11 protein-coding genes are annotated in these 12,684 nt (G+C 40.8%); 8 read left to right on the forward strand and 3 right to left on the reverse strand.

Translation table 11 applies throughout. The annotated features are described in order from the left end of the window. The 8 genes from A9239_RS04000 to A9239_RS04035 form a co-directional block, all read left to right on the forward strand. Positions 1-810 (forward strand): tetratricopeptide repeat protein (locus tag A9239_RS04000; protein ID WP_141706359.1); only part of this gene is annotated, 810 nt, incomplete at its 5' end. Between the two features lie 120 nt (positions 811-930). Beyond that, positions 931-3,729 carry a DNA-directed DNA polymerase gene (locus A9239_RS04005; protein ID WP_048154573.1) on the forward strand — a complete coding sequence of 933 codons (2,799 nt, stop codon included), beginning with the start codon at positions 931-933 and terminating at the stop codon, positions 3,727-3,729. 455 nt (positions 3,730-4,184) lie between these two features. Beyond that, positions 4,185-5,078 (forward strand): phosphate ABC transporter substrate-binding protein, encoded by an 894-nt coding sequence (locus A9239_RS04010; protein WP_048119789.1) that lies wholly within the window; start codon positions 4,185-4,187, stop codon positions 5,076-5,078. Positions 5,079-5,121: 43 nt separating this feature from the next. Beyond that, positions 5,122-6,012 carry a phosphate ABC transporter permease subunit PstC gene (gene pstC / locus A9239_RS04015; RefSeq protein ID WP_048119787.1) on the forward strand — a complete coding sequence of 297 codons (891 nt, stop codon included), beginning with the start codon at positions 5,122-5,124 and terminating at the stop codon, positions 6,010-6,012. A gap of 2 nt (positions 6,013-6,014) precedes the next feature. Continuing rightward, positions 6,015-6,938, forward strand: a complete 924-nt coding sequence (gene pstA, locus A9239_RS04020; protein WP_230669023.1) for a phosphate ABC transporter permease PstA — start codon at positions 6,015-6,017, stop codon at positions 6,936-6,938. A 67-nt stretch (positions 6,939-7,005) separates the two neighbouring features. Then, positions 7,006-7,782 carry a phosphate ABC transporter ATP-binding protein PstB gene (gene pstB / locus A9239_RS04025; protein WP_048119785.1) on the forward strand — a complete coding sequence of 259 codons (777 nt, stop codon included), beginning with the start codon at positions 7,006-7,008 and terminating at the stop codon, positions 7,780-7,782. A 5-nt stretch (positions 7,783-7,787) separates the two neighbouring features. Further along, on the forward strand, positions 7,788-8,438 hold the full coding sequence (phoU, locus tag A9239_RS04030; RefSeq protein ID WP_048123187.1) for a phosphate signaling complex protein PhoU: 651 nt from the start codon (positions 7,788-7,790) through the stop codon (positions 8,436-8,438). A 272-nt stretch (positions 8,439-8,710) separates the two neighbouring features. After that, positions 8,711-10,117, forward strand: coding sequence for a dihydroorotase (locus A9239_RS04035; protein WP_048119782.1), 1,407 nt, complete (start codon positions 8,711-8,713; stop codon positions 10,115-10,117). Positions 10,118-10,361: 244 nt separating this feature from the next. Here the strand turns inward: A9239_RS04035 and A9239_RS04040 are convergent, their stop codons facing one another. Genes A9239_RS04040 through eif1A form a run of 3 tightly spaced genes read right to left on the reverse strand, consistent with a single transcriptional unit; the run spans position 10,362 to position 12,031 of the window. Further along, complete coding sequence (locus A9239_RS04040; RefSeq protein WP_048119781.1) at positions 10,362-10,910, reverse strand: KH domain-containing protein; 549 nt, start codon at positions 10,908-10,910, stop codon at positions 10,362-10,364. A 1-nt stretch (position 10,911) separates the two neighbouring features. After that, the gene (locus A9239_RS04045; protein ID WP_048119778.1) at positions 10,912-11,694 is read right to left on the reverse strand and encodes a serine protein kinase RIO; all 783 of its coding nucleotides are present in this window, start codon (positions 11,692-11,694) and stop codon (positions 10,912-10,914) included. Position 11,695: 1 nt separating this feature from the next. Then, complete coding sequence (gene eif1A, locus A9239_RS04050) at positions 11,696-12,031, reverse strand: translation initiation factor eIF-1A (protein WP_048119774.1); 336 nt, start codon at positions 12,029-12,031, stop codon at positions 11,696-11,698. Between the last annotated feature and the right edge of the window lie 653 nt (positions 12,032-12,684).

Below are 12,684 nucleotides of genomic sequence, written 5' to 3' on the forward strand. Positions count from 1 at the left end.
TTAATTTCACGTGAAATTGGCGATCGGCGTGGTGAAGAAACTCACCTTGGCGACCTCGGTAATATCTATAATGATCTTGGTGAAATTGCTAAAGCTATTGAATGTTATGAGCAGGCTCTTTTAATTTCACGTGAAATTGGTGACCGACACGGAGAAGGAAGTCATCTGAATAACCTTGGTAACTCTTACTATCGTCTTGGTGAAATCAAGAAAGCTATTGAATATTATGAACAGGCTCTTTTAATTTCACGTGAAGTAGGTGATCGACATGGGGAAGGAAACCGGCTTGGAAATCTAGGCAACGCATACGAAGATCTTGGTGAATTTACTAAAGCGATTAAATATTATCAGCAGGCACTTGCAATTTCAAAAAAAACTGGATATCGGCGTGGGGAAGGACACCACCTTTGCAACATTGGTACTTCATACAGCAATCTTGGTGAATTCACTAAATCTATCGAATATTACGAGCAAGCTCTTATTATCTCTCAGGAAATTGGTGATAGGCGCAACGAAGAATCAATTCTTGGTAATCTTGGTAGTTCCTATGGTTCTCTTGGTGAAATAAATAAAGCATTTGGATATTTTGAGCGAGCTCTTTCAATTTCGCGAGAAGTTGGTGATCGACACGGGGAAGCCAGATGGCTTTGCAATCTTGGCGTTATTTATCTGCAATTTGGTGACCTAAATAAAGCAATTGAATTTCTCGAAATGTCTCTTCTAATAGGCAAAGAACTCAAAGATCCTATAATAATTGATTTGTGTGAACACCAATTAAACTCTCTTAAAAAACAAGTAAATAAAATTTAATTTCTTTTTCTGAAATTCTTCTCTCTCTATTAAGTTTTCAACCTCTTTTTTTCTTTATATATGTACTGTTTTTTTTCAAAAACACAACAAAAGATATATGTCTATCTAAAAACGTAAACCATGCCTATGGATTTCCAGATCTTGGATGCAGACTATGAAGTCATTAATGACAGCAGCCCTGTAATCCGCCTCTTTGGCAGGGGAGCGGACGGGAAGAGCGTTTGCTGTTTTGTTCCCGATTTTGAACCTTATTTTTATCTCAAGGCGTCTGGAGACCTTAATACCGTAGCCAGGCTTGTCGAAGAGACTTTCACGCAAGTTAAAAAAGTAGAAATTGTTGAAAAATTCGAGCCTATTGGGTATCAGAAAACAAAAACAAAGATGCTCAGGGTTACTACCCACTTGCCCAGAGAGGTGCCCGAGATCAGGGACGAGATTCTGAAGCTTCAGGAAGTACTGAAGGCTGAAGGCAAATGGGAAGTCTATGAGACTGATATTCTCTTCAGAAATCGTTTTTTAATTGATAAAGATCTTGGAGGTATGGTCTGGGTATCTGCAGAAGGGGGATCCGTTGACCCTGCAAAATATATCCGTACAAATGGTTCAGGAAATTCTCGCTGTGAAAAGTTTACATGTGATACTTCAATCCTTGCATCCGGGTTCAATAAAGTTGAAAATCTGACTCTCGCCCCACTGAAGTATCTGGCTTTTGATATTGAATGCCTGCCTCTTGATGGAGGAATGCCTTCTCCTGAGGTTTCCCCCATAATCATGATCAGCTTTTCTTTTGAGCCTGAGTATAAAGGACATAAAACCCTTGTGCTTCTGGCAAAACCTGTGGAAGGTCTGAATTCCGATGTCTGGTCTTACACGGACGAGACTGAAATGCTAAATCAGTTTTTCGAGATCTTCTGCGATTATGACCCTGACATTGTAATTGGATATAATCACCAGGATTTCGATATTCCTTACATAACGGATAGAGTAAAAACTCTGGTTTCAGAAGGGAAAGCAATAAACCCTGTTGTTGGCCGGGACGGCAGCAAAATAGGTTACAGAAAATTCGGGCTTATTACCCGCACCGAAATGAAGGGCCGGGTGGTTGTGGATGCACTTCCTCTGGTAAGAAGAGCTTTCAGTCTGAAGCAGTACACCCTGCGAGCGGTTTCAAAGGAACTCCTGAGCCGTGAAAAACTGGATGTTCCCCCTCTTGAAATGGAAGAGTACTGGCTCGATAAAGGGGAAAAATTCAAAAAATTCGTTGACTATTCACGCAGGGACGCAGAGCTTGCCCTGGAACTTATTCTTAATTTAAGACTCCTTGACAAATATGTGGCCCTTGCCCAGGTAAGCGGAAGTCTGCTTCAGGAAGTTGTTGATGGAGGCCAGACTTCGATGGTTGAAACGCTTCTTCTCAAAGAGTTCGGGCTCCGCGATAGAGTTCTCCTTCCAAAGCCTGATGATGGAGTTTCAGCCGAGAGATATGCAATGAGTTCCGACCTCAAGGGTGGGGAAGTACTGGAACCTAAAAAAGGCCTTCTGGAAAATGTGCTTATTCTTGACTACAAGTCTCTTTACCCAACTATAATGATGGCACATAACCTGTGCTATACTACAGTAGTTACGGGTGACAGGTCAGATGGTGTGACCATTAGACCTCCGTCGGGAGGAGAGTTTGTGCCTTCCGAGGTTTACAAGGGAATCGTGCCTTCTATTCTCGAAGATTTGCTTAACAAGAGGACAAAGACAAAGAAACGGATGAGGGGAGCCTCTAATGAAAATGAGTATAGAGTACTTGATGCTACTCAACTCGCCTTGAAAATCCTGTTAAACAGTTTTTATGGTTATTCCGGATATGCCAGGGCAAGGCTCTACAGCCTGACTCTTGCAAATGCCGTAACCAGCTTTGGAAGAAGCAATATTCTCAATACGCGGGAAATTATTAACAGCACTATCGGAAAAATAATTCTCAGGAATAAAACAGCTCTACTCCTTGATGAAGCAGGAAAACTTTCTCCCCCGGATAGAGTAGTTGAACTGTCGGTTGCCTACGGAGATACTGACAGTGTTTTTGTCCACTGTAAATCCAGCGGAGATCTCTCTCTTGAAGAGGTTAGCCTTATAGGTAACAGGCTTGCAAATATCGTTTCTGTGTCTTTGCCTGACCCGATGGAACTTGAATTTGAGTCGATTGCTAAGCGTGCCCTTCTTATTGCAAAGAAACGCTATGCTCTCTGGTTTTTTGAGCCAAAAAATTCAGGTTGGGAAGATAAGATTAAGGTTAAAGGCATGGAAACCGTCCGAAGAGACTGGTGCGAATTAACCTCGATAACTCTCAATAGAGTTCTTGAGCTTGTGTTGATAGAAGGTGATGTTGACCAGGCTGTGGAATATGTCCGCCAGATAGTCAGCAAGGTCCGGAATCTCGATCCTGCAAAAGACTCCGAGATCGTCGAAAGCCTTGTTCTCACACGCACTCTTACAAGGAAAATTGAAAGTTATAAAAACAAGCAGCCTCACCTTACAGTTGCTGAAAATCTGAAAAAAAGGACTGGGGTTGTACCTTCTATAGGAACAAGAATACCTTTTGTCATTACCGCAGGAAAAGGACTCTTTGTTGACCGGGCTGAAGATCCAGACTATGTAAGGGAGAACAATATCTCTATAGATGTCGATTATTATATTAAGAAGCAGATACTCCCTCCAGTGGAACGCATTCTTGAGGTTTTCGGGGTTAAGATGTCTTCACTTGACTTTGATTCCAAACAAAAAGGACTATTTGATTTTGAAGCTAAGAAGCCTGAAGTAAAGAAACAGGAAAAACCCTCTTCAGAAAAGGAAAGTAAGGTAAAGGTTCAGGAACAGAATTTATGCGAGAAGAATGGGCATGCATCTCAGAGTTCTCTCTTTGATTTTTGAACCTGCACTTTTTTGTTCTGATTTTGTGTTTTTTTAAGTGCTCATATTACTTTTACATCTTTTACATATTCCCAAGTTGGCTTTTAATCTCTGCTCTTTCTGTTTCTGGGCTTCAATCAATTTTTTGCCTGCTATTGATCTCTTATACCGATTTAACATGAAAGTACTGTGATTTGAAAAGTACTTTCATTTCTTTGTGCCTGTTATTTGAAGAGTTTCATATTTGTTTCCTTGATGCTATTTCTCTTTTTGTCTATTTTTTCTTTCCTCCCTTTATTTATACTTTATATAGAATCTATATATTATCTTATTTTATTTCTCCTATTTCATTCATACGTACTTCTCTATATTCTATGAAGCGAATCTTTATATATTTTTCATTTATTGTGCATTATACTGGAAACGACTTAGATAAATGCAAATTTTATTTGTTACTTATAGGAGTGTCTGTACACATGGTAAATACATTAAAAAAATATACAGTTCTCATATTATTGATGATTGGGCTCGTGTTCCTGGGAATTGGGTGTACCGGAACTAAAAATAATGAAGGGCCTTCCTCTGCAGAAGAAACTCCTGCAGGTGAATCTCAAAGCATTTTATTGAAAGGTTCAGATACAGTTCTGCCTCTTGCTCAGGCTGAAGCTGAAGAATTTATGAATGAAAACACTGGAAAAAGCATAACAGTTACTGGTGGCGGGTCCGGAGTCGGGATTTCTGCGCTCATTGACGGTGAAGTAAATATTGCTTCAGCATCCAGAGAAATGACCGAAGACGAAATTAAATCTGCTGAAGCAAAAGGAATCAATCCTGTTAAAACTACTATTGCTTCTGACGGCATTACTGTAATTGTAAACCCTTCTAACCCTGTTTCCAACTTTACATTTGACCAGCTGCGTGGTATCTATAATGGAAGTATCAGCAACTGGAAGGAAGTTGGTGGAACTGATGCACAAATTTCTGTGATTTCCAGAGATAGCAGTTCCGGAACTTATAAAGACTTCCAGAAAGACGTTTTGCAAGGTGACGAATATCGGCCTGATGCCCTTACTCAGCCTGCTACGGGAGGCATAGTTACTGAGGTATCTCAAAATACCAATGCGATAGGCTATATCGGTTTTGCATACCTTGACAGCAGTGTAAAGGCATTAAGCCTGGACAAAGGTAATGGGTCTGTAACTCCAACTGCAGAATCTATACGTAATGGCTCATACCCGCTTTCAAGATCTCTCTACTTCTACACCAATGGGGAACCCTCAGGCTTAACAAAGGAATTCACCGATTTTGTGTTGAGCGAAAAAGGGCAGAGCATTGTGAGCACGGTCGGGTATATTCCACTAAAAAAGTAAAGCAACCTCTAAACTAAATTATATAATAATCTAAGGGACAAAAATGCTAAGCAGAATTTATAAGGAAAAAACAATCGAATGGACACTGTTTTCAGTCAGTGTCCTTACGGTTGTTATTCTCTTCCTTATATGCCTTTTTTTGTTTAGAGACGGTTTACTTCTTTTTAAGGATACGTCTCTTATGGATTTTCTTACAGGAAAGTTCTGGTATCCAACATCCATAAACAGGCAGTTTGGGTTATTACCTCTATTTTTCGGATCTCTTATTGTTACTGTCGGAGCTATCCTTTTTGCTGTGCCTCTGGGAATTGCTTCTGCTATATATATTTCTGAAATTGCTAATCCAAAGGTTGCAGATTTCCTTAAGCCATTTATTGAAATTCTCGCAGGAATTCCTTCTGTTGTATTTGGATTCTTTGGGCTTGTTGTACTGGTTCCAATTATACAGAAGAGCTTTAACCTGCCAACCGGCCAAACTGCTCTCACAGGCTCTATTATGCTGGGAATTATGGCACTTCCTACGATTATCACTATTTCAGAGGATGCTATAAGTTCTGTTCCCGGTACTCTCGAACAGGGTTCGCTTGCTCTTGGGGCTACAAAATGGCAGACAATCTATAGAGTCATAGTTCCTGCAGCATTATCGGGAATTTCAGCGGCTGTAATGCTTGGTATAGGAAGAGCTATAGGGGAAACTATGACCCTTATGATGGTTACTGGAAATACTGCAGTAATTCCTTCTTTTCCAGGAGGCTTTCTGGCTTCTGTAAGGACAATGACTGCCACAATTGCGCTTGAAATGGGTGAGGTTCCTCAGGGAAGTACCCACTTCCATGCTCTCTTTGCGGTCGGATCTGTACTTTTCGTCATAACTTTCCTGATTAACCTGATTGCGGATTCAATTAAAAGAAGGTACAGATTCAAGGTGGATTGAGCATGGAGCTAAACGCAGAAGTAAAAGAAAGTGATAGTAAAGTGGCCAGGATTCAGGGAGGACTAAGCATAAGATTAAACGCAAAGAAAAGTGAAAAAATTGCCTTTGCGCTTCTTGGTCTCTCAGCATTGACAGTAATGGGGTTTGTGCTAGTCATTCTTGGTTATATTATTTACAATGGGTATAGTGTAATTAACATTGAGTTCCTTACTGAAATGCCCAGACTTATGATGACTCAAGGCGGAATCTACCCAGCAATTGTAGGTACCATATACCTCATCATAGGCTCCATGAGTGTGGCCCTTCCTGTGGGAGTTATGGCTGCTATATACCTTAATGAGTACGCAGGAGAAACTCGCACAACCTGGTTAATTGAAATGGCAATCAACAACCTTGCAGGAACTCCTTCTGTGATCTTTGGACTTTTCGGGATGGCGCTATTTGTTAAATATTTCGGTTTTGGTCCTTCCATACTTTCGTCTTCCCTTACACTTTCCCTCTTGATCATTCCAGTGATTATCCGTTCCACTGAAGAGGCACTGATTGCAGTTCCTAGTGAATACCGGGAATCATCCCTTGCACTTGGGGTCAGTAAATGGCAGACAATCAGACATGCGGTACTGCCGGCTGCTATTCCTGGAATCATTACTGGTTCTATCCTGAGTATTGGAAGGGTTGCAGGAGAAACGGCTCCGATTCTTTTTACTGGAGTGGCTTACTTCTTGCCCAGGCTGCCAGACTCAATCTATTCTCAATTTATGGCGCTTCCTTACCATCTTTTTGTGCTTGCAACGGCCGGGACAAATATTGCAAAAACCAGGTCTATTCAGTATGGAACAGCTCTGGTTTTGTTGATTGTCGTCCTCAGTTTGAATCTTATAGCTGTCCTGATTCGCAGGCACTACCGAAACAAATTAAAAATTTAACTAGAGTTTTGTTTAGAGTTTTGTTACTAATGACCTATCTGGATTTATATGATAATGAGGTTCCTAAATGACTGAAGGTATTCAAAACGTATCTCAACCTCAGATAAAAATAGATAACCTTAATCTGTGGTACGGGGAGAAGCAGGCGCTTAAGAACGTTTCCATGCAGATCCCTAGAAACAGCATAACTGCTCTTATAGGCCCTTCAGGCTGTGGCAAGTCCACCTTTATTCGCTGCTTAAACAGGATGAATGATCTTATTAATAACTGCAGAATCGAAGGTAAAGTTACGATAGAAGGCAAGGATATATACGGGCCAGATGTGGATGCTGTTGAACTTAGAAAAAACGTGGGCATGGTTTTCCAGAAACCCAACCCTTTTCCTATGTCAATTTATGATAATGTCGCGTACGGGCCGCGTATACATGGCGCAGACAAGAAAGATCTTGACGGCATTGTTGAACAGGCCCTCCGTTCGGCTGCGATCTGGAATGAAGTTTCAGACAGGCTTAAGTCTCCTGCTCTTTATTTGAGTGGAGGACAACAACAAAGACTGTGCATTGCCAGAACCCTGGCAGTAAAACCAAAAACTATTCTTTTTGATGAACCTACAAGCGCTCTTGATCCGATTTCCACTTTAAGGATTGAAGATCTGACTATGGAACTTAAAAAAGATTACACTATAGTAATCGTAACTCATAATATGCAGCAGGCAGCGAGGATCTCAGACTATACCGGATTTTTCCTTATGGGGGAATTGATTGAGTTCGGCCAGACCAGGCAGATTTTTCAAAATCCAAGGGAAAAGAGTACTGAGGATTATATTACAGGTAGGTTTGGGTGATTTATATGACTCGAGAACAATATGTGAAGCAGCTGGATCTACTTAAGGAGTCTGTACTTTCTTTTGGAGAAATGGTAGAGCTGATTTTCAGAGACTCAATGGCTTCAGTTATAGATCTCGATGTCAAGCTTGCTGAAAAAACACTTGCCCTTGAGCCAGAAATTGATAAACTTGAGGAAGGTATTGAGGTCTCGGTTTTTGATCTGCTTGCACTTCAGCAGCCTATGGCCAGTGATCTCCGGTTTGTAGTATCTACTCTGAAGATCACGGCAGATCTGAGGAGAATTGTGGGATTATCAATAAATATCGCCAAAATCCCAGGAAGAGTAGAGGGCGAACATGTAAAACCACTTATAGATACAAAAAAAATGGCAGATGCCGCTGCATTTATGCTTGAAAATTCCCTCAAGGCTTTTGAGACTCAGGATGTCAAACTTGCAAGAACAGTAGCACTAAGGGATGAAGAGGTAGATAAACTCTTTTACGCAGTATGGGTCGAGCTGATTGAAATGATGGCAAAAGATACAAGTATCATTTCGAGAGCTACAAATTTACTTTTCCTGATCCGTTATCTTGAAAGAATCGCAGACCACTGCTGCAATATCTGTGAAAGCGTAGTTTACCTCGCTACGGCTGAGAGAGTCAAACTGAACTGAAAAGGCTTTTTATCTTTTCTTTTTCTCTCTCATCTCATCTCCATTTTTCCTATCTTTCCTTTTTCGTTCTCATCTCTGTCTCTTTCTCTGATCTCTATTTTTCCTATCTTTCTCCTATCTTTTTTCCATTTCTATTTTTTTCTTTAGTTCTCTGATGTCGTTTTCACGCTTTAGATGATTTTTTTTCTCTGAATATTTCTTTTTCTCTTCAGACCATTTACTGTTCTCCTTGATGTCAGGTTTTAAGTACATTTATAAGCATATAGACGCCCATGCCTGATATTCTTATTAAAAATACAAGGATTTACTACAATAATTCGCTTCAGTCTGCTGAGATTATTATTGAGGACGGTAAAGTTACTAAAATAGGAAAAGATCTCAGGGTTTCAAGCTCAGACATGATAATTGATGCGGGTGGGGCTCTTACCCTGCCTGCCGGGATTGACGTACATGTCCATTTCAGGGAGCCTGGAATGACCTCAAAGGAAAACTGGTATACAGGATCGTGTGCAGCGGCTGCTGGGGGAGTTACTACTGTCATTGACCAGCCTAATACAGTGCCTCCTACGACAAATAGGCTGGCATTTGAACAAAAACTTAGACTTGCAAGGGGAAAGTCTATTGTCGATTTTGGAATCAATGGCGGGGTAACAGGCAATATTGAAAAATTAGAAGAACTCTGGAAACTGGGAGTTACTGCTTTTGGGGAAATTTTCATGGCCGAGTCTACAGGCGGGCTAAATATTAATGAGGAAACCTTTGAAGAAGCGCTTGCCGAAATTAAACGTCTTGATGCACTTGCGACCATACATGCTGAGGACGAGAAAATGCGTCTTGAGTTTGAAAAACTGTTAAAAGGAGATACTTCTTATGAGTATCACTCAAGGGTACGCCCGAATGCATGTGAGGCTGCTGCTGTTCAAAAAGCCCTGGAGCTCGTTTCCAAGTTGCAAGTAAGGGCTCATCTTTGCCACATTAGCACGCTTGAAGCTACAGGTATTATTAGAAAGAAAAAATATCTTGCAAGAAGGGAGAATAAAGAACCCCTTTTCACATGTGAAGTTACTCCTCATCACCTTTTCCTTTCTACACGAGATTGGGAAAGGCTTCGATCTTTTGGAAAAATGAATCCTCCTCTTCGGGGAGGCAACAGTATTAAAGCTCTAGTAAATGGAATTAACGATGGGACTATTGATATGGTAGCTTCGGATCATGCCCCGCACCTTGAATCCGAAAAGGATGTTGATATAAGAGCCGCTCCTTCAGGAGTGCCCGGAGTCGAGACTCTCATGCCTCTTATGCTTGCTGCAGTAAGAAAAAACATCCTGCCGCTTTCACGTATGATCATGCTGACAAGCTGGAATCCGGCAAAAGCCTTTGGGCTGGATCGCAAATCCAAAGGAAGGCTTGAAGTAGGTTTTGATGCAGACCTGATTATTGTAAATCCCCGCGAGCTTCGCCCTATAAAGGCCGAGTTCCTACACAGTAAAGCGGGCTGGACTCCCTTTGAAGGTATGGAAGGAGTTTTTCCTGAATATACTCTCTCTAGGGGTGAAGTGATCTGGATTGAGGAATCTATTAATGCAAAACCTGGGCGGGGTAACTTCCTCGAAGGCAGAGGAGAACGGTCTGAAGAGGATGAAGAGGATCTGGAAGAAATTGGCGAAACTCAGGACTGAGTCCCCGTCTCAGAATAAACTATGCAGATTTCTAATTGAATGTTTTGATTTTCACTATCAAGGTAGCCAATCAAAGTTATAATAAATTATAAGTTTCATCGGTTATTTTGTTGCGGGTATTAAGAAAAAACTTTAGCAAAAGCGGAAAATTGCAAATCAGTTTTCCAGAAAAGTTGAAATAACATTATAGGCCTTGAAATATTTTTATAATATTCTAAGGCCCTGTGAATCTTATATTCTTCTCTTAATAAAAGTCAACTGAGCCAAGCTGGGACTGTAGGAGTTCCTGATGCTTTTTTTCCAGGAACTTGTAGACTGCACCATGTGTAGCTCCATCGAGCAGCATTCTTATAGCTGTCCGAATTATAGTGTTCTGCTCAGGGTGCCCAAGTACGGATACGGTTTTTCCGTAGACTGAGATCTTAACGTTTATCAGGGTTTCTGCAAGTTCTCTGGTTCTTCCGTTTCTTCCTATTATCCGGCCCTTTATCCGCTGAAGTTCTTTTGGAGTATTAGCAACGTCGGAAAGGTCGATGACCTCAAGCATAAGCATCTCATCATCCAGAAGTTCAAGAGCTTTCTCAGGACTGAAACCTCTTCCTATCGCCTTTATAGTTTCGAGAACCCTAAACTCTTTTAGTGGATCTTCTTCACAGGTAATGTCTACCTTTCCGCTTTCGCTATCGATTTCAAGCTGACATGCAGTCTTGTCCTCGATAAGCTTTTTTGTTTCTCCTTTCGGGCCTATTATTACTCCGACTCTTTCTTTGGGGATTTTGACATACTGAGTCATATTATTCCGCCTGTATTTTTTTAAATAGCTCTTCAGGTTTGTCCTTTATCCCATAGCGGCTGAAGAACCTGAGTATATTTTGCACGTCCCTGTAAAGGAACTCCCGGGCATTAGGATGCTCCAGGGTTACGGATTGTCCCATATCAATAAATATGGGAGTCAGGTTGTTCGGGTCGATCAGGATATTATATTCGCTTAGATCGGCATGTACAAGGTTTGCTTTTTTATATAGGAGACGCATGTATTCTACGATGATATCAAAAATATTCTTTGCTTCCTCGTTTTCAAGATGCGTGTTTTTTAGGAGCGGGTAAGGTGCCTCGTTTTCTCCCATAAATTCCATGATAAGAATATTCTTTTCGGTAAGTATGGGCTCCGGAACCCGGACTCCTGCGTTTTTCGCACGTTTCAGGTTCTGAAGTTCCTTGCGTGTCCATGCAAAAATGATATCTCTTTTATTTTTTCGAATGTTTGTGAAGCGAGGATCCTTCATAATGTAGGCATCCATGGCCTTGAAGGTGCTGCTTGCAATTCTGTATATTTTTACAGCTAGCTCTTTATCTGGACCTTCGGCATAGAATACGTTTGCTTCCTTTCCAGTACTGATAGCTCCCCCCATTGCTTTTATTACACCCTTGTTGGATAGAGTATAAAGAATTTTAAGGGTGGGTACATCGAATACGTTTTCTTCTACTTTCAGCCGCTCGGAGTCCTTCTCCCTGGCCCTGGATTTATCTTTAGCGCTATCGATGCGCCTTATCTTCTTTTCCTGATCCATTCCCATATTATCCTTTTAGGTATCCTTTCCTCTCAAGCCAGTCTACCTGCGGCCTTGTATACTTCCAGATCACATCTGCCTTTTCGTTCTGGAATTCCCATGGCACGACAATAACGACGTCTCCTTCTCTTATCCAGGTTTTTTTCTTCATTGAACCTGGAATCCTTCCCATGCGAACGACCCCATCCATGCAACGGAGTCTCAGCCGGTTTGCACCCAGTAGACTCTCAACGGTTGCCAGGATCTCGTTATTCTCCCTGCGCGGTGTGCGTACTCTTGTAACGGTTTCTCCCGTTACGGGCTTGGCTTTGGATGTAGGTTTCTTTAAGTCTGCCAGTTTGATACCTCATTATGTGTAGTTCATATTATAGTTATATTTTCTATTTTTTATTTTTATACACTTAAATCCCTTATATATCATTTTTTCGAGTTTTAAGGCTATTTGTCTTGCAGCTTTCAACTTTCTGCTAATATTTTAATGCTGCGCTTTTCTATTCTCTTATTTCTCTCCTCCTATTATTATTTTTTTCCAAGTAATTGGGCAGGCGACAGGTATATATATCGGATATTCCTTTGTATGTTCCACGCGCAAAACAAGCGTGGATTGCTCTTGAATTTGTAATTCAAGAGTGAAAATCAGGAATTTTACAAAACAGATTTCCATTATTTATTTAATTTGTTTTTCTCAAATATTCCTGGACAAAAAGCTTTATATATTAAAACTGATGTATATGTGTTCCCTGATTCAGCATGAATTTATTGTGCTGGACGGTTTTTCTCATAGTCATCTAGTCAAGGTTTTTCCTGGTTTAAAAGGAAATAAATACCTTTAAATACTATGAACACATAACTATAATTTCCTGCATCATTAATGCAGCAATTACAATTCATTAATAATGGAGTCAGGTGTTTTTTCCTGTCTGACGAGGTTTTTGTCGGTTCGGTTAATTCTGGGCGGTGAGAGTTTTTCATAACATATCATCGCGAAACGAAAAT

Origin of the sequence: Methanosarcina sp. A14 (assembly GCF_001729375.1) — an archaeon.
Classification (GTDB): domain Archaea; phylum Halobacteriota; class Methanosarcinia; order Methanosarcinales; family Methanosarcinaceae; genus Methanosarcina; species Methanosarcina barkeri.